This window comes from Micromonospora sp. CNZ280 (assembly GCF_011759515.1).
On sequence record NZ_JAAOYP010000002.1, the window covers coordinates 834,970 to 856,917 of the forward strand.

Here is a 21,948-nt window from a genome sequence, read left to right on the forward strand (position 1 = left end):
CGGTCGGTCGGGCCGCCCCGCCCCCGGCGACGGGACGGGCCCGACCGGCACCGTGGACAGCGCTGCTCCGGTCGCTGTCCACGGCCGGCGGTGCCGGGCGGCCCCACCCTCGTCGCCCGGCACCGCCCACACCACCGATGTCGTCGGCGACGCACTGATCAGTCAGGGTTGGTGATCGGAGGCGCGGGCCGGGGTGGGGGTGCCGCCCGAGGTCGCGTCGGTCTTCGTGTAGAGGATCTCGCGGGCCTGCTCGGCGGCGCGGATGATGCTCTCGCCGACGAAGTCGACGAAGCGGGCGATGTTCTCCAGGCGGGTGGCGGCCGGGGTGTGGGAGCCGAGGATGCGGACGCCCTGCCGCGCGGTCTCGGCGAGTTGGGCGTGGGATCGGGCGCTGGCGATCATCGACTGGTACCAGACGTCGTCGTCGACGACGTAGCGCTCGCGGCGGCGTTCGTCGCGTTCCCGGCGGATGAGGCCCTGACCTTCGAGGAACGTGGTCGCCTTGGAGATGGACGCCGGGCTAACCTGGAGGTGCTGGACGAGTTCGGACGCGGTGAGGCTGCCCGCGTCGGCGGTGAAGAGGCAGGTCAGCACCCGGGACATCATCTTGGGCAGACCCTGTCGCATGAGCAGGGTGGTGAACGTCTCCTCGTACTCGCGTACGGCCTCGGCGTCGCGTCCGTGGGCCTGCGCGGGCACCTGCTGCCCGCGCGGAACGGCCTGCCGGCGCCGGTGGGCGCGGCGTTCGGTGGCGCGGTGGGCCAGGTCGGCCCGGTAGGCGGTGGGGCCGCCGTTGCGCATCACCTCACGGGTGACCGTCGAGGTGGGGCGGTCGAGACGTCGGGCGATCTCCGCGTAGGCGAGCCCGTCGGCCAGCCCCAGCGCGATCTGCTGGCGTTCCTGCTGGGTGAGCCTGCCTCCCGGCATCGCGATCTCCCTCTCCCGGTTGCCTGACGCCGCCAGCTTAGCGTTCACTCCTCATCCATTGCAACGAGCCAGCCAATGTTCGTTGCGTTAGGTGTAGGACCGTTGCAACGATATCTAGCAGTCTGCCTGCACTAACGCTTTCGGCACGCAACGATTTTGTTGCTTAGTTCTTGAAGGCAACGTAGCGTTTCCGACATCGGAAAGACCGAGCACGCGAGGAGAACACGATGCAGACCTTCGACACCCCCCACCCCATCTCCGCGGTCGTCGACATTCCCGCGGGGCGCATCCAGGTCATCGCCGCCGACCGAACCGACACCACGGTGGAGGTCCGGCCAGCGGACGCCGCGAAGGGCCGCGACGTGAAGCTGGCGGAGCGCACCACGGTCGACTACGGCGACGGCGTCCTGCGGATCGAGGCCTCGGCGAAGCACCAGATCCTCGGCAGCTCCGGATCCGTCGAGGTGACGGTCCAGCTGCCCGCCGGTTCGCAGCTCACGGCGAAGGCGGCCAGCGCCGAGTTCCGGGTCGTCGGCCGCGTCGGCGACGTCACCTTCGACGGCGCGCACGGCGCGGTCAAGGTCGACGAGGCCGCGAGCGTCCGCCTCGTCACCGCCAGCGGTGACGTCGAGGTCGGCCGCCTCAACGGCCCCGCCGAGATCAGCACCGCAAAGGGCGACATCCGGATCGTCGAGGCCGTGCGCGGCACGCTCGTCCTGCGCACCCAGGCCGGCGACGTGTCAGTCCAGGCCGCCCACGGGGTGTCCGCTTCCCTGGACGCCGGCACCGGCTACGGCCGGATCACCAACGCGCTGATGAACACCGAAGGCGTCGGCGCCGAGCTCGACATCCGCGCGACCACCGCCTACGGCGACATCGTCGCCCGCAGCCTCTGAGGAACACCCCGTACTGAAGCCGCGCGCGAAAGTACCTAAGCGCGTCAGATTCGCTGTCGTTCCCGGGCCCATAGCGTGGTCGTCACCAGGAAGCACGACCACTGAGGAGACAGACATGAGCGACATCAGGGAGCTGGTCCAGCGCTACCTCGCCGCCTGGAACGAGACCGACACCGCCGCGCGACAGGCCGTTCTCCAGGAGGTCTTCGCCGACGACGCGGTCTACACCGACCCGCTGGTGTCGGTGCGGGGCCGCGACGGGCTCGACGCGACCATCGCGGCCGTCCAGGGGCAGTTCGGCGGGCTGGTCTTCAGCCTCGGCGGCGCCGTGGACGCCCACCACGACATCGCGCGGTTCACCTGGCACCTGGGCCCGGAGGGCGCCGAGCCGGTCGTCGTCGGCTTCGACGTCGTGGTGATCGGTGACGACGGGCGGATCCGCCAGGTGCTGGGCTTCCTCGACAAGGTGCCGGGCGGGATCTGAACACCTCGGGGGTGGACCGCCGGGCCGGTCCGCCCCCGGTCGTCGACGCAACAGAGGGAGGAACCATGACCGCCTACGTGATCGCGCATCTTCGTGACCCGGAGGAACTCCACCCGCAGGTGCTGGAGTACATGGAGCGGATCCAGGCGACGATGGACCCGTTCTCCGGCCGCTTCGTCGTGCACGGCGGACCGGTCGACGTCCGCGAGGGCAGCTGGCCCGGCAGCGTCGTGATGCTCCAGTTCCCGTCGGCGGAGAACGCGCGGAACTGGTACGAGTCGGCGGCCTACCAGGAGATCCTGCCGCTGCGGGCGGACCACCTGGAGGGCGAGGTGATCATCGTCGAGGGCGTCGGGCCCGACCACGACTCGGCCGCGATGGCCGCCGAACTGCGCAACGGCTCCGGCGTACGTCAACCGGTGACGTCGTAGTTGAAGCCGAAGGCGCGTACACCGGTCCGCGTACGGGGCCGGTGGCTCGTCTTCGGGCCGAAGGCGACGTAGGAGCCCGGGCCGTGGGTGCGGTCACCCTCGATGACCTCGCCGCGCACGACGAAGTACGCCTCGCCGTAGGTCTCGTGTACGTCGAGGTCCGGCCACTCGGCGCCCGGGGCCAGGTCGATCACCCACGTCCTGATCCCCGGCATGCCCGGCAGCGCCCGTACCTGGACACCGGGACCCAGCTCGACCGGCGGGACCTCGTCGACGTCCACAGCCATCATCTGCCCAGGCAGCACCTGTTCCGCGGTGGTCATCCGGACAAGATCTCACAGCCCGAGCTGCCCGGCGAGATCCTTGAGTTCGCCACGCGAGGTGACGCCGAGCTTGGGATAGGCCTTGTAGAGGTGGTAGCCGACCGTGCGGTGGCTGAGGAACAACCGCGCGGCGATGTCGCGGTTGGACAGGCCCTGCGCGGCGAGCCGGGCGATCTGCAGCTCCTGCGGGGTCAGGCCGGCCGCCACACCGTCTCCGGGCGTGGGGCCCTGGTCCTGGACGCCGGTCGCGGTCAGCTCGGCACGGGTACGGGCGGCCCACGGCCGCATGCCGAGCCGGTCGAAGACCTCCACTGCGGCGTGCAACGGCGTGCGCGCCTCGGCCTTGCGCCGGGCCCGACGCAGCCACTCCCCGTACAGCAACGCGGTCCGGGCGTAGTCCAGCGGGCGGGCGTCCCGATCGTGCAGGTCGAGGGCCGCCGCGTAGAACGCCTCGGCCTGGTCGTCGGCGGCGAGCAGCCCACGGCAGCGCAGCACGAGCGCGTCGGCCCACGGCTGCCGGACCGACCCGGCCCACCGCGCGAAGCGTGTCAGCGGCTCGGCGGCCCGCTCCGGCGCCCCCACCCGGACGGCCGACTCCACCAGGTCGGGAACGGAACGGGTGGCGCAGATGTGATGCCGCATCGGCTCCCGGTTCAGGCGCTCGAAGCGGGCGAGCGCCGCCTCGGCGCGGCCAAGGCCGAGATCCAGCAGCCCGAGCGACCAGTACGCCCACGGCGCCCCGGCGGAGATGGCCGCCGCGGTGGCCCCCGCCAGTCCTTCCTCGGCGTTGCGCCGGCAGGCCGCCTCCTCCCCCGTGGCCGCGCCGAGGTAGGCGAGCACGCTGCTGAACTGGCTGACCCACTGCTGCTGACCGGTGTCGCGGGCGAGCCCCAGGGCCTCGGTCGCCGTGGCGAGCGCGTCCCGGTGCCGACCGGCGAACACCTCGCCCTCGGCGGCGAAGAACAGCACCGTCGGCAGTCGCCCGGCGCCGCCGCTGGCGCGGTGTTCGGCGGCAAGCGCGGTGGCCAGCTCGTACGCGTCGGAGTCCTGGCCCAACGCCAGCGCCGCCCCACAGAGGATCAGCAGCACCTGGTCGGGGACCGGGCCGCGCCGCCGCACCGCCGCGAGGGTGTCGCCCAGCGGCGGCGGCCGCTCGGAGCGGCCCGGGTCGAGATGAACGAGGTAGCGCCCGACCGGCGCGAGTGGGTCCGCGTCGTCCAGCGGCAGCGCGGCCAGCCGGCCCAGCGTTTCCGCGAGCTGCCGTTCCCCCAGGTACCAGGAGGTGTGCAGGGCCTGGATCAGCAACCGGGCGGCCTGGCCCGGGTCGGTGGCGCCCACGAGCCCGGCGCCGCCGAGCAGCAACCGGTGGGCGGTGGAGTAGGAGCCCTGCCAGAAGTCCGCAACCGCCTGCACCTGGGCGGTTCGCGCCCGCATCACCGGGGCCTCATCGAGCCGCCGGGCCGCGCGTGCCCCGAGGGCTCTGGCCCGCTCCAGGTCTCCCGCTTCCAGGGCCGCCTCCGCCGCCAGGGCCTCCCGGTGGGCCCGGGCGGCCGGCTCGGCGCTCAGCCGGGCCGCCCGTTCGTACGCCGCGGCGGCCGCCTCGTGGCCGCTGCGGTCACGGGCCCGGGCGGCGGTGCGTTCCAGCGCGGCGGCGACCTCCTCGTCGGCGCCGGTGGCGGCGGCCGCCAGGTGCCAGGCCCGCCGGTCGGCGTGTTCGGGCGAGCCGAGGGCGGCGGCGAGCGCGCGGTGGACGGCGAGGCGTTGTGCGAGCGGTGCCCGTTGGTAGACGGCGGCGCGGATCAGCGGATGGCGGAAGCGGATCGTGGTGCCGTCGGCGTCGCCGCGGCGCACCAGGCCGGCCCGCTCGGCGGGGGCCAGGTTCTCGATGGCCGCTCCCAGCGCGGCGGCGGCGCGCAGGATCACGGCCAGCTCGCCGGTCTCGTCGGCCGCCGCCACCAGGAGCAGGCTCTGGCAGGCCTCGGGCATGCGGCTGACCTGGCCGTGGAAGGCCAGTTGCAGGCGCCCGGTGAGCGGTAGCGCTCCTGGCGAGAACGCGCTGGCGCCTTCGGCGGCCAGGGCGACCGGCAGCTCCAGCAGGGCCAGCGGGTTGCCGCGGGCCTCGGCGAGCAGGCGGTAGCGCACGGCGGGCGTGAGCGGATGCCGGTCGAGCAGGGCCGCGGCCGCCTCCGGAGCCAGCCCGGACAGGCGCAGCTCCGCAAGGCCGGGAGCGGGAAACGAACCCTCGCCGTCGCGGGCGGCGAAGATCATGACCACGCCCTCGGCGTGCAGGCGCCGGGCGGCGAACAGGAGAGCCTCCCGGGAGGCCCGGTCGAGCCACTGCGCGTCGTCGACGAGGCACAGCAGCCCGGTGTCGTCCGCGTACTCCGTCAGCAGGGAGAGCACCGCCAGCCCGACCAGCATCGGGTCGGCGCCGGCCGCGGGCCCGAGCCCGAACGCCGCTTCCAGCGCCTCGCGCTGCGGTCCGGGCAGCGCGGCGAGGGATCCGAGCGTCGGGCGCAGCAGCAACTGCAACCCCGAGTAGGGCAGCTCGGCCTCGAACTCGACCCCCGTACCGCGCAGCAGCCGCATGGTCCCGGCCGCCGCGGCGGCGTGGTCGAGCAGGGCGGTCTTGCCGATGCCGGGCTCGCCGCGCAGCACCAGCGACGAGCTGGTACCCGCCCGGGCCCCCGCCAGCAGGTCGGCGATCGCGTCCTGTTCGGGCTTTCTCCCGTACAGCTCCCCGGTGCCCATGATCCCATCCTGGCATCGCCGCCTGCCGGGCCGGGACGAGGGCGAACCGGGCTGGGCCGAGGCCGACGCGGCGGCGCCGAGGAGCTGGCATACCTGGCCGATCACCCCGATCCCGACGTACGCGAAACCCTGGAGAGCGTCCTGCGGGCCTACCGGGGCCGCAAGGCGCGGCGACTACGCGAACGGCTACAGCACAACGCACCCACCTCGGACCCGGACGACAGCTGATCGAGGCCGCCGACTCGCGCAGCCTGCGGCGCTCACTCCGTGAACTTTCGCTCGAGAGCGAGGGCCAGTCGCCGTTTCCAGGCCGCGGCGTTGCCGGGGATGCCCGGGTACTCGTCGATGAAGTTGTCCCAGTCGACCTTCCAGCGGAGGACCGACCCGGCGGTGAAGTCGTCGGCTTCGCGGCCGAGCTCCGGCCGGAGCAGGTCCCGCACGAGCCGCAGGTCCACGGTGGTGTGCTCGGCGAGCAGCGTGGCGTCGTAGAGGTCCTTGCCCTGGGGGTACATGTCCGTCGCGAGCCACATGAGCTTCCAGGCCAGCGACTGCGCCGGGCCCGCTGCCCGCATGGCGCGGCCTACGCCATCCAGCCGGATCGTGACGGGTTCCAGGTCGAGGTGTTCGTTGAAGACGAAGTCGGCCTGCACGGATCCGGTCAGTTCGTCGTCGGTGGCGAACGGAATGACCAGGCGCCGTCCGTCGGCCCGTTCGTAGGTCCAGATTTCGGACATCTCCACCAGATCAGGGTCGAGGCCGGCGCCCGGCCGGGCCCGCAGCGCGGACAGAACGCCGGCCAGCATCGCCTTGGCCTCGTCGCTGCGGATGCTCATCGAGAAGGGCGTCACGACGAAATCGACGTCACCGGGCTCCCGCGCGGCCGCGCCGAACCACGCGGACATCGTGACGCTGCCCCGCAGGACCAGCTGCTGCGCCCAGGGCGTGTCGGCGATGACGTCGATCAGGTGCCGCATGGCGGCCCGACGGGCAGCATGCCAGCGTTGGCCGGTGCCGGGGTCGGTGAACACCGGTTCGCCCGCCCGGTAGGCGTTCGCGTACTGCTTCAGCGCGGGATCGAACACGGCCCGCTGCCGTAGCTTGGGCCGGGGTGGCAACGGCTGGTACGTGGGTGGGTAGCCGGCCGCGCCGGCGGTCGCCTCGGGCATCGTCTGCTCCCTGGTCAGTGCGATCGATCGGGTCCGGTCGGGGCGAGCCAGCCCGCGTCGAGCTCGATGCGGTCGTCGAACACGACGTACTCCTGCTCGACGGCGACGATCTCCAGGCCGGCGGCCCGCAGAGCCGCGACGAGCTCATCGAGACGAGCCCGGGCGGTGGCACGGCCCAACCGGTGGCACCGTTGGGTGACGAACCGCTCCTGCCGCCCGTCGTCCCGTGCCCGCCGGGCGTTGCGGGACAGTCGGGCGTCGTGCCCCTCCGCCACCGTCGATGCCGCGGCCACCGCGCCGGCACCGGGAGGCAACAGCAGCTTGACGTGGTGCTCGAAGTACCGTCCGGAAGGCTGGGCCGCGGCGTCCCCGTCGGTCACCGGCACACCGTCGCACCACGGTGCGGCCTCGATCTTGACCCGGGCGACGCCGAGACCGGCGGCCCGCAGCCGCGCGGTCCACTGGTCGGCGGCGTCGCGCTGCCGGTGGAGCGGGCCGGATCCCGTCAGGGTCAGCATGGGCTGCGAGGGCTTCTCGCCGCGGTCCAGGACCACGTGGGTGTACTTCAGGCCGTGCTCCCCGGCGAAGTCGGCCAGCTCGCCGGTGTTCCGCTCGTACACCGTGATGTGGATCTCGAAGTCGCCACTGACATCGTTCGGAAAGCCGTCCTCGGACACGCCACCCACCGTACGATCCGGCTCGGCACGGCCGCGACCTGGATTCGCACCGTGCCCGTTGGTGGCCTGGCCGCGGTTTGCGGGAGCCGCGACGGCCAGCGCCGGGCGCCGGCCCGGCGTGGACGACAGCAGGTCGACCCGCGTCGTAGGCTGCATCTCGCGCACCTGATGGACCAGGAGGCTGAGGTGGCCGGGACGACGCTGGGCGGGACGACGGTGGCCGAGGTGATGGCCGAGCTGGCCGCGCTCGAGGACCCGAAGGCACGCGAGGTGAACGAGAAGCACGGTGACGATCATGGCGTGAACCTCGGCAGGTTGCGCGCCCTCGCGAAGCGGCTCAAGACGCAGCAGGAACTCGCGCGGCAGCTCTGGGAGACGGGTGACTCCGCGGCGCGCCTGCTGGCGATCCTGATCTGCCGTCCGAAGGCGTTCACACGTGACGAGTTGGACGTCATGGTGCGCGAGGCGCGCACGCCCAAGGTGCACGACTGGCTCGTGAACTACGTGGTGAAGAAGCACCCGCACTCCGAAGAGCTGCGGCTGGCCTGGTTCGCCGATCCGGATCCGGTGGTCGCGAGTGCCGGCTGGGCGCTGACCACCGAACGCGTGGCGAAGAAGCCCGAGGGCCTCGACCTCGCAGGTCTGCTGGACGTCATCGAGGCGGAGATGAAGGACGCCCCCGATCGCCTGCAGTGGGCGATGAACCACTGCCTGGCTCAGATCGGCATCGAGCACGCCGGGCAGCGCGCCCGCGCGATCGACATCGGCGAGCGCCTGGAGGTGCTCAAGGACTACCCGACCTCCCCGGGCTGCACGTCTCCGTTCGCGCCCGTCTGGATCACCGAGATGGTGCGCCGACAGCCCGCCAGGTAGCCGGGGGCGGGCTCACCTGTCGGCTACAGCCACCTGGTCAGGTTGAGCATGTTGCCGTCGGGGTCGAGCACGTGCGCGACCCGCTGGCCCCACGGCATGTCGTTGGGCTGGCCGGGCACGGCGCCGCCGGCCGACTCGACCTTGGGCAGCAGCGCGTCGACGTCCGGTACGTCGGCGCTGAGGATGATCCGTACCGGTGCGCCGATCTGGGTGTCATCGTTCTGCACGAGGCCGAGCGCGGTGTCGCCGATCCGCAGCTCGACGTAGAACTCCGGGCCCTTCTCGGGTACGCGCAGGGTCTGTGTCGCGCCGAGCACCTCTTCGTAGAAGCTGCGCAGGCGGGGCAGGTCGGGCGTACTGACGACGGGTTGGATCGAGGTCATCGGAACTCTCCTGAACGGTCGGCTGTCACGAGGGCAGACCGGTCAGCCCTCCGGAACTCATCGGTGCCGAGGAGTCCACGTGGTGGATCACGTCCCGGACGCCCGTGATCGTCGCGTCATCGGGAGGTCGCTCGCGCGTCGGCCGCGCGGGCGGTGGTGGTGAGGAGCGCGGCGAGTGCGGCCCGAGCGTTCTGGAGCGTCGAGATCTTGTCGTCGAGGCCACGAAGCTGTTCCCGCAGGGTCGGCGCCGCGCAGTGCTCCAGTTCCGGGCCCGGACCCTCGACGCAGGGCAGCACCTCGCGGATGACGCTGGTGGGCAGGCCAGCGGCGAGCAGCGCCCTGATGTGGCCGACCACGACCGGGGCGTCGTCGGTATACCGCCGGTGGCCACCTCCGACCCGGTACGAGGTGAGCAGTCCCTGCTCCTCGTAGTAGCGCAGGAGGCGCGGGCTGACGCCGGTCTCGCGAGACAGCTCCCCGATCTTCATTCCCTGTGACCTCCCTCATCCGCGCTTGAACCTCACACCAGTGTCAAATTCTAGGTTGCCGACATGACCTCCTTCGTTGTTCAACGTAACGGCCGTGCGGCGACTGCCGAGGAGTTGGCGCCGCTCGCCTTCGCGGGCTATGCCCACTTCACCGCCATGCAGGTGCGCGGAGGCCAGGTCCGGGGCCTCGACCTTCATCTGGACCGGCTACGGCTCGCCTCGATGGAGATGTTCGGTCGGGCTCTGCCCGACGACCGGGTCCGGTCCTACCTGCGGACGGCACTGAAGGCCGGTCCTGACGACCTCTCGCTGCTCGCCACGGTGTACTCGCCGGCGGGCGAGTTCACCGCGGCCCGGCCCGACGGCGAACTCGAGGTGCTGGTCCGCACCGGGCCGGCCGCGTCCGGGCCGCCGGGTCCGCTGACGCTGGCGACGGTCGAGTACGAGCGGGTCCTGCCGGCCGTGAAGCATGTCGGCGAGGTGGGAAAGACGTACTTCCTCCGCCAGGCCGTTGGACAGGGCTTCGACGACGCCGCCTTCGTCGACCGGCGGGGTCGGCTCAGCGAAGGGTCGATCTGGAACCTGGCCTTCTGGGACGGCGCCGCGGTGGTGTGGCCCGCGGCCGAGATGCTGGGCGGGACCACGATGGGCATCGTCCGCCGGCAGTTGGATCGCCTCGGTGTCCCCCAACGCGTCCAGGAGATCACCCTTGCCGACCTGCCCATGCTGGCCGGGGCCGTAGTCATGAACTCATGGACGCCGGGCGTGGCGGTGCATCGGATCGGCTCGGTGCCGCTGCCGGAGGCACAGTCCTTCCTGGCGCTGCTGCACCGGGCGTACCAGGCCGAACCGCCGACCTCGCCGTGAGGGCCGGCCTGACCGCGGCTCAAGGCTGAATACCGGAAGGGCCCCTCCAGGCGGAAACCTGGAAGGGGCCCTTCCACCGCGGTCACCGCCGATAGCTCACCACGATCGACGAACGACTCTGACCGAGTTCGGCACCGACCCTACGGCCATGACCGCCAGCCCTCCGTTTCGACCACCGCTCACTGCATGGCGTCGGACGGGGCCGCGGCCTGCCGTACGTCGAGCGCCGAGCTGTCGGCGAGCTTCAGCCAGACGACACCGCCGATGATCACGGCCAGCCAGACCGCGCGGACCGGGGTGAGCGACTCGTCGAAGAACACCGGGCCCAACAGCGCCGCCCCGACGGCGCCGATGCCCGCCCAGACGGCGTAACCGATCCCGACGTCGATCCTCTTGAGTGCGACGCTGAGGGAGAACAACGTCAGGAGGAAGAAGACGAAAGCGGAGATCGACCATCCGAGGACGCTGAACCCCCGGCTTCCGCCGACACTGAGCGCGTAGCCGACCTCGAAGGCGCCGGCGAGGAGCAGCACGAGCCAGGGGCCGGCCTTCTTCGAGTCGTTCCTGGTTGTCGTCACAGTCATCGAATCTTTCCTTCGTGTGAGGTGGGTGGATGGGCGCGGGTCACGCGGCGCCGCTGAGCTGCAGCCCGACGACGCCGCCGATGACGATGAGGATGCCGAGCGCCTTCTTCCAGTTGAGGCGCTGGGAGAGGAAGAGCGCGCCGACGATCACGATTCCGACGCCGGCGACGCTGGTCCAGATCGCGTAGCCGACACCGACGTCGAAGGTCAGGAGCGCGAGGCTGAGGAAGAAGGTAGCGATCGCGCCGCTGGCGAGGGTGGCGATGGTCCACCACAGGCGCGTGAAGCCCGTCGCCTTGCTTGCGAAGAGGCCGACCGCCACCTCGAAGATGACGGCGATTCCCAGATAGAGCCAGCTCATGATGGTCCTTTCGGGTCCGTTGACGGAAGGTCGGCATCCGCGCCCGCGTGTCCGAGGCGGCGGAGGCGGTCGAACGGCTCCAGTCGGCGCGTGACCGGGGGCCGGTGCAGGTTGGTCAGCCGCGAAGCGTCGACCATCTGCATGTACATGCATATTTCGGGGTCAGATCGGGGCTGCGACACCACCCGCGACCCACTAGGAAGTGAGCAGGCGGCCGATGTCGCCCAGGGCTTGACTCAGCTGCCGCGCGTCCACCTGCGGAAAGTGCACTGCGGCGCTGCCGAGGAGTTCCCGAACCCGCTCCTCGTACGGACCCCGCACCCGCTTGACCAGAGCCTCGCCCTGCTCGGTGATGACCGCGTACACCCCGCGCCCGTCATCCGGGCAGATGTCGCGGCGCGTCAGACCCTTCGCCTCCAGCCGGCTCACCAGCCGCGTGACGGAGCTCTGGTTCAAGCCGACCCGTTGGGCGAGGTCGTTGACCCGCAGCTCCTTGTCGGCGGCCTGACTGAGGTGGACCAGCGCGCGGTACTCCGTCAGTCCGACCCGGTAGGCGTCCGTGAGCCACCTGCCCAGACTCGCATCGACCGCGGAGACGAAGGCTGTGACCTGCGACCAGGCCGAACTCACGCCGCCCGCAGGGGTGATCCCGTTTGCCGATGGCTGCATGTGCATGCAGATACCATAGCACGGTGCGGTGGCACGACAAGCACCACTGTCCGGATCGACCGGGCTTCGCGGGGGGGCGCCCACATCGGTGCCGCCGGCTCAGCGGCGCGGCGGGGCGCCGACGCTGCTACGTGGAATCAGGGTCGGTGCGATGGTCTGCCTCAGCGGGCCGACGACGTCCGACTCGATCTGGGTCAGCAGCAGCTCCAGGCTCGCCCGGCCGACCGCGGCGAAGTCGGGCCGCACCGTCGTCAGCGGCGGGATGAAGTAGGCCGCCTCGGGTACGTCGTCGAAGCCGACCACGCTGATGTCGTCCGGCACCCGCCGGCCGTGCTCGTGCAGCGCCCGCAGCACGCCGAGAGCCAGGTGGTCGTTGGCGGTGAAGACCGCGGTCACCTCGGGCATCCGGGCCAGCATCTGCCCGCACCGGTACCCGGCCGCCGCGGACCAGTCCGCCGGCACCAGGGGCGGCACCTCGGCTCCGGCCGTCCGCAACGCCGCCTGCCATCCTTCGATCCGCCCGGCGCTGTCGAACCAGTCCGACGGCCCGGACACGTGCCAGACCGTCCGGTGCCCGGCGTCGAGGAGGTGCTGCGTGGCGGCTCGGGCACCAGCGACCTGGTCGACCGTCACCAGGGGGATCGGCCGGCGGGGATCGCCGTCGACGGTCACCAGGGGCACGTCGTGGGGCAGCCGCTCGAGGGCCTCCCCGGCCGACTCGACCGGGGCGATCACCACGATGCCGGCGACCCGGTGCGCCAGGTGCCGCTCGACCGCGGCCGAGATCGACCGATGGTCGAGGTCGCGTACGCTGCCGACGCTGACCGCGAAGCCGACCTCGGCAGCGGCCTGTTCGAGGGCGGCCAGCAGCGAGGCCGGGCCGTAGAGGGTGGTGTTCTGCGCCACCACGCCGATCACCTGGGATCGGCCGGTGACCAGCGCGCGGGCGGCGCGGTTCGGCCGGTAGCCGAGTTCGGCGATCGCCGCCTGGACCCGCAGCCGGGTCTGCTCGCGCACGTTCGGGTGCCCGTTGAGGACCCGGGACACCGTCTGGTGGGAGACGCCGGCGAGGCGAGCCACGTCCGTCATCGCAGGACCGCGCACGGCCACCTCACTTCCCCACGTGCCCGCGGCGACCGCGGCCGGTCGGCGTCGGCTGGGCCGGCCGGGGCGGTGCGAATCGCTCACGCAGCCGCCACGGCGGTTCTTCCGGGCGGTCGATAATTGATCGCCGACAGTCTACGCCAGCGGTCCCGCCGGACCCGGTGCGGCGAACCCCCGGCGCAGTTGCCCTTCCGGACGGGCCGACAACGCCGCCGTACGGTTGCCGGGGCCGACGCTCGCGGAACAGCCCGTCGACTCAGAACCCCCGGGCGAGCCGGTAGTACGCCTGATTCCAGCGGATCTCGTCGGCGAGGCGCCGCGGATCGGTGTCCGCGTCGATGACGACCAGCTCGGTACGGGTCATCTCGGCGAGGTCGCGCAACTCCTCCACACCGACGGCCTGCGACAGCACGGTGTGGTGCGGGGCGCCGGCGGTGATCCAGGCTTCCGCCGAGCCGGCGAGGTGCGGACGGGGCCGCCACACCGCCCGCGCCACCGGCAGCCGGCGCAGTGGGTGCGGTGGGGCCACCACGTCGACCTCGTTGGCGACCAGGCGGAAGCGCTCCCCCATGTCCGCCAGGCCGAGCACCACCGCCGGCCCCGGCGCGGCGTCGAACACCAACCGGACCGGATCCTCCCGGCGGCCGATGCTCAACGGATGGATCTCGACGCGCGGGGTGTCACCGGCGATCGTCGGGCACACCTCGAGCATGTGGGCACCGAGCACCAGTTCGTCGCCCGGGGTGAGGTCATAGGTGTAGTCCTCCATGAACGACGTCCCGCCCTCGACCCCGACCGCCATCGCCTTGAGGGTGTGCACCAGCACGGAGGTCTTCCAGTCGCCCTCACCGCCGAAGCCGTAGCCGTCGCTCATCAGCCGCTGCACGGCGATGCCGGGCAGCTGGCGCAGGCCGCCGAGGTCCTCGAAGTTGGTGGTGAAGGCCCGGAATCCGCCCTCGTCGAGGAAGCCGCGCAGTCCCAGTTCCAACCGTGCGGCGTAGCGCAGGGAGTCGTGGCGCGGCCCACCCGGGCGCAGTTGCGGGTCGACCCGGAACGTGTCGTCGTACTCCTTGACCAGGTCGTCGATCTCCGCCTCGGCCACCTGGTCGACGACCGCGACGAGGTCGTTGACGCCGTAGGTGTTCACCGACACGCCGAAGCGCAGCTCGGCCTCCACCTTGTCGCCCTCGGTCACGGCGACGTCGCGCATGTTGTCGCCGAAGCGGGCCAGCCGCAGCCCGCGCATCGCCGACCAGCCCAGTGCCGCGCGGGACCAGGCGCCGACCCGCGCGACCACCCGCGGATCGCTCACGTGGCCGGCGACGGTCTTGCGGGCGACGCCCAGCCGGGTCTGGATGAAGCCGAACTCGCGGTCGCCGTGTGCCGCCTGGTTCAGGTTCATGAAGTCCATGTCGATCTCGTCCCACGGCAGCCGGACGTTGGCCTGGGTGTGCAGGTGCAGCAGCGGCGTCTGCAGCGCGTCCAGGCCGGCGATCCACATCTTGGCCGGCGAGAAGGTGTGCATCCAGGCGATCACCCCGACCGCTCCCTGCACGGCCGCGTCCCGACAGGCCTTGAGGATGTCGGCGCTGGAGGTCAGGACCGGCTTCCAGACCACCCGGACCGGGATGCCCGGCGAGTCGTCGAGGTGCGCGGCGATCCGCCGGGACTGGTCGGCGACCTGCCGGAGGGTGTCCTCGCCGTACAGGCCCTGGCTGCCGGTGAGGAACCAGACCTCGGGTTCGGGATGCGTTGCCATGGAGTTGCCTTCCGCGAGAGGGGCGGTCACTTGAAGCGGATGCCGATGAGGCGCTGCAGGAGGATGAAGGCGAAGAGCAGGCCGCCGATCACGATCCGGGTCCACCAGGAGTTGAGACTCCCGTCGAAGGTGATCAGGGTCTGGATGACCCCCAGCACCAGCACGCCGAGGACGGTGCCGAAGACGTAGCCGGACCCGCCGGTGAGCACGGTGCCGCCGATGACGACGGCCGCGATCACGTCCAGCTCCATGCCGACGGCGATCAGCGGCGCGCCGGACAGCGTGTAGAACGACAGCAGGATGCCGCCGATCGCCGAGCAGAGCCCGCTGACCGTGTAGACGGCGATCCGGGTACGGCCCACCGGTAGGCCCATCAGCAGCGCCGACTGGGGGCTTCCGCCGATCGCGTACACGGTGCGGCCGAAGCGGGTGTACGCCAGCACGTACGCGGCGGTGAGGACGACCGCGAACGCGATGAGCACGCTGACCGACACGAAGTTGCCCCGCGGGTCACCGATGCGCTCCTGCGACACCGCCGTCCAGAAGCCGTCGGTGATGGGGATGGACGAGTCGCTGATGAACGTGCACATGCCCCGGGCGAAGAACATTCCCGCGAGCGTCACGATGAACGGCTGGATGTCGAAGACGTGGATCGCGCAGCCCATCAGGAACCCGAGCACCGGGCCGATCAGCAGGGCGATGACGAGCACCAGGGCCGCGGGCAGGCCGTCCTGGAGCAGGGCGGCCGACACCATCGCGGTCATCGCGACCACCGAGCCGACCGACAGGTCGATGCCGCCGGTGAGGATCACGAAGGTCATGCCGACCGCGACCACGAGGAGGAAGCCGTTGTCGATGAAGACGTTGAAGACGACCTGGATGTCGGAGAACGCCCGGTACTGGGACACCCCGACGCCGTACATGACCAGCAGCAGGGCCAGGGTGGCCAGGACCGGCACGTGCCGGCGGGACAGCGTGGGCCGCCAGGTGCGACCGGTGGTCAACGTGTTGCTGCTCATGCCGACACCTGCTCCTTCTCGCGCTGCCGCGGTGCCGGCCGCGGTGTGCCACCGCGCCGCCGGCGGGTGAGCGTGGCGCGGAAGGGCGGCGACTGGATGAGGCAGACGGCGATCACGACGACCGCCTTGAACAGCAGGGATGTCTGCGGCGAGATGTTCATGGCGTACACCGTGGTGGTGAGGGTCTGGATGATCAGCGCGCCGAGGATGGTGCCGCTGAGCGAGAACCGGCCGCCGGCCAGCGACGTGCCGCCGATGACCACCGCGAGGATCGCGTCGAGTTCCACCCAGAGGCCGGCGGCGTTGCCGTCGGCGCTGGAGACGTTGGCGGTCATCATGAAGCCGGCGATGGCGGCGCAGGCGGCGCTGACGACGTAGACCAGGAAGATGGTGCGGCTGGAGCGGATGCCGGCCAGCCGGCTGGCCTCGGCGTTGCCGCCGACGGATTCCACGATCAGGCCGAGGGCCGTGCGGCGGGTGAACGCGGCGACCAGCAGGGTCGCCGCGAGGGCGATGAAGATCGCCAGCGGCAGGGTCAGGACGTGCCCGAGCCCGATCGCGCGGTACGGGCCCGAGTTGATGGTGATGATCTGGCCCTCGGTGATGAGCTGGGCCAGGCCCCGACCCGCCACCATCAGGATCAGCGTGGCGATGATGGGCTGGATGCCGATGACGGCGACCAGGACGCCGTTCCAGGCGCCGAGCACGAGGGCGGCGCCGACGGCCAGCGCGAGCGCCGTGGACACGGTGGCGAGGCTGTTCTGGTCGGGCGCCTCGCTGATGTGGAGACAGGCGATGGCTCCGCTGATGGCACAGAGCGAGCCGACGGACAGGTCGATTCCGCCGGTCGCGATGACCAGGGTCATGCCCAGCGCGACCAGGATCAGCGGCGCGCTCAGCCGCAGGATGTCGATCGGGGTGCCGTAGAGGTGCCCGTTCTTGACCTCGATGGACAGGAAGCCGGGGCGGTGGATCGCGTTCGCGGCGATCATGACCACCAGCACGAGCGCGGGCCAGAACAGGCGGTGGCCGGTCAGTGGGCGGAGGCGGTCGGCGACGGTGTTCATCGGTCCACCTCCGTACCGCCGGCCCCGCTGGCGATGGTCTGCATGACGCGGTCGGCATCGAGGGCGGCGTCGTTGTCGAGCTGGGCCACCATCGTCCGGTCGCGCATGACGGCGACGCGGTGGCTGAGCCGCAGCACCTCCTCCAGCTCGGCGGAGATGAACAGCACCGCCATGCCGCCGTCGGAGAGTTCCAGCACCAGCTTCTGGATCTCGGCCTTCGCGCCGACGTCGATGCCGCGGGTGGGTTCGTCGAGGATCAGCAGGCGCGGCTCCGTGATGAGCCAGCGGGCCAGGAGCACCTTCTGCTGGTTGCCGCCGGAGAGGTTGCGCACCGGCAGGTCGGGATTGGCCGGCCGGATGCTGAGCGCTCGGATGTACTTCTCCACCAGCTCGTCCTGCCGCCGCCGGGGAATCGGTCGCAGCCAGCCGCGGGCGGCCTGCATCGCGAGGACCATGTTCTCGCGGACCGACAGCTCCGGGATGACGCCCTCCGCCCGGCGGTTCTCCGAGCAGAAGCCGACCCCGCGGTCGATCACCTGGACCGGGCTGCGCAACGACACTTTCCCGCCGTCCAGCGTGACCTGCCCGTGGTCGGCGCGGTCGGCGCCGAAGAGCAGCCGTGCCACCTCGGTGCGGCCGGAGCCGAGCAGACCGGCCAGGCCGACCACCTCGCCGGCGTGGATACGCAGGCTGAACGGGGCGACCGCACCCTTGCGGCCCAGCTCCGCGGCGTCCACCAGCGGCGCCGCGCCGGACCGGATGGCGGTCGTGCGCTTCTGCTGCTCGTCAAGGCGCTCCAGGACGTCGAGCTCCTTGCCGATCATCTTCTCGACGAGGCTGAACTGCGGCAGCTCGCCGGTCCGGTACTCCCCCACCAGGGTGCCGTTGCGCAGCACCGTGATGCGGTCGGCGACCGCGTACACCTGGTCGAGGAAGTGGGTGACGAACAGGATCGCGATGCCCTGGTCACGCAGCTGGCGCATGATCCGGAACAGCTGTGCCACCTCGCCGGCGTCCAGGCTGGAGGTCGGCTCGTCGAGGATCAGCACCCGGGCCCGCACGTCGATCGCCCGGGCGATGGCGACCATCTGCTGCACGGCCAACGAGTACGTGCCGAGCTGCGCGGTGACGTCGAGGTCGAGGTCGAGCCGGGCCAGGAGTTCCCGCGCCCGCCGGCGCATCTCCCCCCACCGGACGGCGCCCAGACGGCGCGGCTCCCGGCCGATGAAGATGTTCTCCGCCACCGACAGGTTGGTACAGAGGTTGACCTCCTGGTAGACGGTGCTGACGCCGGCGGCGGCCGCCTGCATCGGGCCGGTGAAGGCGACCCGCTCACCGGCGAGGCTGATGGTGCCCTCGTCGATGTCGTAGACGCCGGTCAACACCTTGATCAGGGTCGACTTGCCGGCGCCGTTCTCGCCCATCAGGGCGTGGACCTCGCCGGGGAACAGCCGGAAGTCGACGTCGTGGAGCGCACGGACCCCCGGGAAGGTCTTGCTGATCCCGGTCATGGTCAGGACCGGAGGGCTACCCGTCATCCCATCAGACCTCTTCTGGATGGTGTCGGTAGGGAGTCGAGCGACGGGGCGGGGTCGCCGCCCGTCGGACGGCGACCCCGGCGTCGGTCAGTACTTGCGGTTGGGCAGCGCCTCCTTGGCCTGCTCCTGCGTGAAGGTGGTCTCCTCGGTCTCGATCCGGGGCGGCACCGCCTCGCCGGCGTGGACCTTCTTCACCAGTTCCATCAGCTGTGGCCCGAGCAGCGGGCTGCACTCCGCGATGAAATTGAACTTGCCGTCCGCGAGGGCCTGCATGCCGTCCTTCACCGCGTCGATGGTGATAATGACGATGTCCTTGCCGGGCGTCTTGCCCGCCGCGGTGATCGCCTCGAGGGCACCCAGGCCCATGTCGTCGTTGTGCGCGAAGAGCACGTCGATGTCCGGGTTGGCCTTGAGGAACTGCTCCATCACCTGCTTGCCGCCGGCCCGGGTGAAGTCACCGGACTGCGAGGCGATGATCTTGAGGCTCGGGTTGGCGCCGATGGCCTCGGCGAAGCCCTTCTTGCGGTCGTTGGCCGGCGCGGAGCCGGTCGTGCCCTGCAGCTCGACGATGTTCACCGGCCCGGTGGCGTCCTTGGTGTTCGCCACCAGCCACTCGCCGGACAGGCGGCCCTCCTTGACAAAGTCCGACCCGAGGAACGTCTTGTAGAGCGTCTTGTCCGGAGAGTCCACGGCACGGTCGGTGAGGATCACCGGGATGCCCGCGTCCTTGGCCTCCTTGAGGACGGTGTCCCAGCCGGACTCCACCACCGGCGAGAAGGCGATCACGTCGACCTTCTGCTGGATGAAGTTCCGGATCGCCTTGATCTGGTTCTCCTGCTTCTGCTGGGCGTCGTCGAACTTCAGCTCGATCCCCGCCTGGGCGGCGGCCTCCTTGATCGAGGTGGTGTTCGCCGTCCGCCAGCCACTCTCCGCGCCGACCTGGGAGAAGCCCAGAACGATCTTGTCGTCGCCACCGCCGGAGTCGCCGCCGGTGTCACTGTTGCCGCAGGCCGCCAGGCTGCCCGCGAGCAGCATCGTGGCGATGGTCGCGATCATGGCCCGTGCTGTTCCCGTGGTTCTCATCGGTTCTCCTCGGGGGTTGGGTCGTCCGGATCGCGCCTCGACGGTGTGCGGCCCGGTTGTGGTGGAGGGTGGGTGCGACAGTGGCGGCGGATGAGCGGCGCCGGCCGGGAGGTGCTGCGGTGGCGCCCGTTCAGCCCGTCGCCGGGCGTTGGCCGTAGACGTTCTGGTACCGGTCGTGGAGCGAGTCGATGTCGGCCTGCGCGATCGGCAGCGGCTGCCCGAGGGCGCGAGCCAGGTGCGCGGTGCGGGCGACGTCCTCGCACATCACCGCGGCCTTGACCGCCGCGCGGGCGTCCCGGCCGATCGTGAAGACCCCGTGGTTGCGCATGAGCACCGCGGGTGAGCGGTGCCCGGACAGGGTGCTGACGATCCCCTTGCCGATGTCGTCCCCGCCGATCAGCGCGAACGGCCCGACCGGGATCTCCCCGCCGAACTCGTCGGCCTGGGCGGTCAGCCAGCACGGGATCGCCTCGCCCCGGGCCGCCCAGGCGGTGGCGTACCCGCTGTGGGTGTGCACGACGCCGCCGATCTCCGGCATCGCGCGGTAGACGTACGCGTGGGCGGCGGTGTCGCTGGACGGGGCGCCGGCGCCGTCGACGACGTTGCCGTTGAGGTCGCAGACCACCATGGCCTCCGCGGTGAGGTCGTCGTAGTCGACGCCGCTGGGCTTGATGACCATCAGCTCCCGATCGGGGACCCGGGCCGACACGTTGCCGGCGGTCCACGCCACCAGGTCGTACCGGGTGAGTTCGCGGTGCAGGTCGGCCACGGTCCGCCGAAGCGCGGACACCTGTCGGGTCAGGTCGGTGTTCATCCGGCCACCTCCAGAACCGGGTCGGCCTGCGCCGGGGACCCGTCGAGGGCCGCGTTCCGGATCGCCCGCAGGCGGAGCATGACGTCGTTGCCGCCGCGGCCGAAGTGGTCGTGCAGCGCGCTGTACTCGGCGAAGAGGGCGTCGTAGGCGCGCACGTTGTCCGGGTCGGGCCGGTAGGCGCCCTCGTGCACCCGGCCCATCGCCGCCGACGCCTCGTGGATCGACGGGTACGCCCCGGCCGCGACCGCCGCGTGGATGGCCGAGCCGAGCGCCGGCCCCTGGGCGGAGCCGATGATGCTCAGCGGGCGGTTGGTGACGTCGGCGTAGATCTGCATCAGCAGCCGGTTCGAGGTGAGACCGCCGGCCACGACGAGATCGGTGACCGGCACCCCGGCGTCGACGAACGCGTCGATGATCATCCGGGTGCCGTACGCGGTGGACTCCAGCAGCGCCCGGTAGACGTCCTGCGGTCGGGTGGCCAGTGTCAACCCGATGATCAGCCCGCTCAGGTCGTGGTTGACCAGCAGCGAGCGGTTGCCGTTCCACCAGTCGAGCGCCATCAGGCCGTGCGCCCCGACCGGCTGGGCGGCGGCCAGCTCGGTCAACCGCTGGTGCGAGTCCGCACCGGCCGGAGCGGCGTGCTTGACGAACCAGCCGAAGATGTCGCCGACGCCGCTCTGCCCGGCCTCGTAGCCCCAGGCCCCGGGGCTGATGCCGCCGTCGACGACACCGCACATGCCGGGTACCTCGGCGGGACGGTCGCCGTTGAGGACGTGGCAGGTGGACGTACCCATGATGGCCACCAGCCGGCCGGGCGTCAGCGCCTGGGCGGCGGCCGCGGTGACGTGCGCGTCGACGTTGCCGACCGCGACCGCGATGCCCGCCGGCAGCCCGGTCCAGGCCGCCGCCCGGCTGGTGAGGGTGCCGGCGCGGGCGCCCAGCGGCAGCAGTGGACCGTCCAGCTTGGTCACGAAGTCGGCGAAGCCCGGGTCGACGGCGCTCAGGTAGTCGCTCGACGGGTACCGGCCGTCCTGACGGATGCCCTTGTAGCCGGCGGTGCAGACGTTGCGGGTCTCGGTGCCGCACAGCTGCCACACGATCCAGTCGGCCGCCTCGATGAACCGCTCGGCGCGCCGGTAGGTCGCCGGGTCCTCCGCGAGGAGTTGCAGGCCCTTGGCGAACTGCCACTCGGCGGAGATCCTGCCGCCGTAGCGGCCGATCCACGGCTCGCGCCGCTCGTGGGCCAGCGCGTTGATCCGGTCGGCGTGTGGCTGGGCGGCGTGGTGCTTCCACAGCTTCACCCAGGCGTGCGGCCGGTGGCGCAGTTCCGGGATCTCGCACAGCGGGGTGCCGTCGGCGAGGGTCGGCAGGACGGTGCAGGCGGTGAAGTCCGTGCCGATCCCGATGACCTGGCCGGGGCGTACGCCGGCGGCGGCCAGCGCGGCGGGGACGGCGTGGCGCAGGACGTCGCGGTAGTCCTCCGGGTCCTGTAGCGCCCAGTCGGGGGGCAGCGGCGGCCCGCCGTCGGGGAGCGTCGACTCGATCACGCCGTGGCGGTACTCGTGCACCGCGGTTCCGACCTCGGCGCCGTCGCGTACCCGGACCACCAGGGCCCGCCCGGAGAGCGTGCCGTAGTCGACTCCGACCACGTACCGCTCGCCGGCCCCGTCGGCACTGCTCATGA

General features: G+C 71.5%; 23 protein-coding genes. 5 read left to right on the plus strand and 18 right to left on the minus strand.

The window, feature by feature from the left end; genetic code table 11:
* Positions 1 to 162: 162 nt before the first annotated feature.
* Entirely contained in the window at positions 163 to 927 is a 765-nt protein-coding gene (locus tag FHX32_RS18845) for a helix-turn-helix domain-containing protein (protein WP_167184642.1), read from the minus strand.
* Between the two features lie 227 nt (positions 928 to 1,154).
* Here FHX32_RS18845 and FHX32_RS18850 point away from each other — a divergent pair, with 227 nt between their 5' ends.
* From FHX32_RS18850 to FHX32_RS18860, 3 genes are all read left to right on the plus strand, one after another.
* Positions 1,155 to 1,823, plus strand: coding sequence for a DUF4097 family beta strand repeat-containing protein (locus FHX32_RS18850; protein WP_167184645.1), 669 nt, complete (start codon positions 1,155 to 1,157; stop codon positions 1,821 to 1,823).
* A gap of 115 nt (positions 1,824 to 1,938) precedes the next feature.
* Positions 1,939 to 2,307, plus strand: a complete 369-nt coding sequence (locus FHX32_RS18855; RefSeq protein WP_167184648.1) for a nuclear transport factor 2 family protein — start codon at positions 1,939 to 1,941, stop codon at positions 2,305 to 2,307.
* A gap of 65 nt (positions 2,308 to 2,372) precedes the next feature.
* Positions 2,373 to 2,738, plus strand: a complete 366-nt coding sequence (locus FHX32_RS18860; protein ID WP_167184651.1) for a DUF1330 domain-containing protein — start codon at positions 2,373 to 2,375, stop codon at positions 2,736 to 2,738.
* Here FHX32_RS18860 and FHX32_RS18865 read toward each other — a convergent pair.
* From FHX32_RS18865 to FHX32_RS35205, 4 genes are all read right to left on the minus strand, one after another.
* Positions 2,720 to 3,061: a cupin domain-containing protein gene (locus FHX32_RS18865; RefSeq protein WP_167184654.1), complete on the minus strand. Its 342-nt coding sequence runs from the start codon at positions 3,059 to 3,061 to the stop codon at positions 2,720 to 2,722. The genes FHX32_RS18860 and FHX32_RS18865 overlap by 19 nt on opposite strands.
* 12 nt (positions 3,062 to 3,073) lie before the next feature.
* Positions 3,074 to 5,812 (minus strand): LuxR family transcriptional regulator, encoded by a 2,739-nt coding sequence (locus tag FHX32_RS18870; protein ID WP_167184657.1) that lies wholly within the window; start codon positions 5,810 to 5,812, stop codon positions 3,074 to 3,076.
* Positions 5,813 to 6,072: 260 nt separating this feature from the next.
* A complete protein-coding gene (locus FHX32_RS35200) occupies positions 6,073 to 6,978 on the minus strand; it encodes a nucleotidyl transferase AbiEii/AbiGii toxin family protein (RefSeq protein WP_486481181.1) in 906 nt (301 codons plus the stop codon).
* Between the two features lie 14 nt (positions 6,979 to 6,992).
* Positions 6,993 to 7,655 (minus strand): hypothetical protein, encoded by a 663-nt coding sequence (locus FHX32_RS35205; RefSeq protein ID WP_486481182.1) that lies wholly within the window; start codon positions 7,653 to 7,655, stop codon positions 6,993 to 6,995.
* A 228-nt stretch (positions 7,656 to 7,883) separates the two neighbouring features.
* On the opposite strand from FHX32_RS35205, the gene FHX32_RS18880 reads away from it, so the two are divergent.
* Complete coding sequence (locus tag FHX32_RS18880; RefSeq protein WP_486481237.1) at positions 7,884 to 8,528, plus strand: DNA alkylation repair protein; 645 nt, start codon at positions 7,884 to 7,886, stop codon at positions 8,526 to 8,528.
* Positions 8,529 to 8,551: 23 nt separating this feature from the next.
* Here the strand turns inward: FHX32_RS18880 and FHX32_RS18885 are convergent, their stop codons facing one another.
* Positions 8,552 to 8,911, minus strand: coding sequence for a VOC family protein (locus FHX32_RS18885; protein ID WP_167184662.1), 360 nt, complete (start codon positions 8,909 to 8,911; stop codon positions 8,552 to 8,554).
* Between the two features lie 116 nt (positions 8,912 to 9,027).
* Positions 9,028 to 9,399, minus strand: a complete 372-nt coding sequence (locus FHX32_RS18890; protein ID WP_167184665.1) for a MerR family transcriptional regulator — start codon at positions 9,397 to 9,399, stop codon at positions 9,028 to 9,030.
* A 63-nt stretch (positions 9,400 to 9,462) separates the two neighbouring features.
* On the opposite strand from FHX32_RS18890, the gene FHX32_RS18895 reads away from it, so the two are divergent.
* Positions 9,463 to 10,266 carry an aminotransferase class IV family protein gene (locus tag FHX32_RS18895; RefSeq protein ID WP_208418866.1) on the plus strand — a complete coding sequence of 268 codons (804 nt, stop codon included), beginning with the start codon at positions 9,463 to 9,465 and terminating at the stop codon, positions 10,264 to 10,266.
* Between the two features lie 179 nt (positions 10,267 to 10,445).
* Here the strand turns inward: FHX32_RS18895 and FHX32_RS18900 are convergent, their stop codons facing one another.
* The 11 genes from FHX32_RS18900 to araB form a co-directional block, all read right to left on the minus strand.
* Positions 10,446 to 10,850 (minus strand): DMT family transporter, encoded by a 405-nt coding sequence (locus tag FHX32_RS18900; protein WP_167184668.1) that lies wholly within the window; start codon positions 10,848 to 10,850, stop codon positions 10,446 to 10,448.
* Between the two features lie 40 nt (positions 10,851 to 10,890).
* Complete coding sequence (locus FHX32_RS18905) at positions 10,891 to 11,211, minus strand: SMR family transporter (RefSeq protein WP_167184670.1); 321 nt, start codon at positions 11,209 to 11,211, stop codon at positions 10,891 to 10,893.
* Positions 11,212 to 11,406: 195 nt separating this feature from the next.
* Positions 11,407 to 11,886, minus strand: a complete 480-nt coding sequence (locus FHX32_RS18910) for a MarR family transcriptional regulator (RefSeq protein ID WP_167184673.1) — start codon at positions 11,884 to 11,886, stop codon at positions 11,407 to 11,409.
* A 93-nt stretch (positions 11,887 to 11,979) separates the two neighbouring features.
* Positions 11,980 to 12,969, minus strand: a complete 990-nt coding sequence (locus FHX32_RS18915; protein ID WP_208418867.1) for a LacI family DNA-binding transcriptional regulator — start codon at positions 12,967 to 12,969, stop codon at positions 11,980 to 11,982.
* 271 nt (positions 12,970 to 13,240) lie between these two features.
* On the minus strand, positions 13,241 to 14,743 hold the full coding sequence (gene araA, locus FHX32_RS18920; RefSeq protein WP_167184678.1) for an L-arabinose isomerase: 1,503 nt from the start codon (positions 14,741 to 14,743) through the stop codon (positions 13,241 to 13,243).
* Between the two features lie 26 nt (positions 14,744 to 14,769).
* The gene (gene yjfF, locus FHX32_RS18925) at positions 14,770 to 15,762 is read right to left on the minus strand and encodes a galactofuranose ABC transporter, permease protein YjfF (RefSeq protein WP_167184681.1); all 993 of its coding nucleotides are present in this window, start codon (positions 15,760 to 15,762) and stop codon (positions 14,770 to 14,772) included.
* Positions 15,759 to 16,829 (minus strand): ABC transporter permease, encoded by a 1,071-nt coding sequence (locus FHX32_RS18930; RefSeq protein WP_167184683.1) that lies wholly within the window; start codon positions 16,827 to 16,829, stop codon positions 15,759 to 15,761. Before FHX32_RS18930 ends, yjfF begins: the two co-directional genes overlap by 4 nt.
* The gene (locus FHX32_RS18935; RefSeq protein WP_167184686.1) at positions 16,826 to 18,367 is read right to left on the minus strand and encodes a sugar ABC transporter ATP-binding protein; all 1,542 of its coding nucleotides are present in this window, start codon (positions 18,365 to 18,367) and stop codon (positions 16,826 to 16,828) included. The genes FHX32_RS18930 and FHX32_RS18935 overlap by 4 nt, the downstream gene beginning before the upstream one ends.
* Positions 18,368 to 18,454: 87 nt before the next feature.
* Positions 18,455 to 19,450 carry an ABC transporter substrate-binding protein gene (locus FHX32_RS18940; RefSeq protein ID WP_167184689.1) on the minus strand — a complete coding sequence of 332 codons (996 nt, stop codon included), beginning with the start codon at positions 19,448 to 19,450 and terminating at the stop codon, positions 18,455 to 18,457.
* Positions 19,451 to 19,580: 130 nt separating this feature from the next.
* Positions 19,581 to 20,264 (minus strand): L-ribulose-5-phosphate 4-epimerase, encoded by a 684-nt coding sequence (locus tag FHX32_RS18945; protein WP_208418868.1) that lies wholly within the window; start codon positions 20,262 to 20,264, stop codon positions 19,581 to 19,583.
* Positions 20,261 to 21,946 carry a ribulokinase gene (gene araB / locus FHX32_RS18950; protein WP_167184692.1) on the minus strand — a complete coding sequence of 562 codons (1,686 nt, stop codon included), beginning with the start codon at positions 21,944 to 21,946 and terminating at the stop codon, positions 20,261 to 20,263. Before araB ends, FHX32_RS18945 begins: the two co-directional genes overlap by 4 nt.
* Between the last annotated feature and the right edge of the window lie 2 nt (positions 21,947 to 21,948).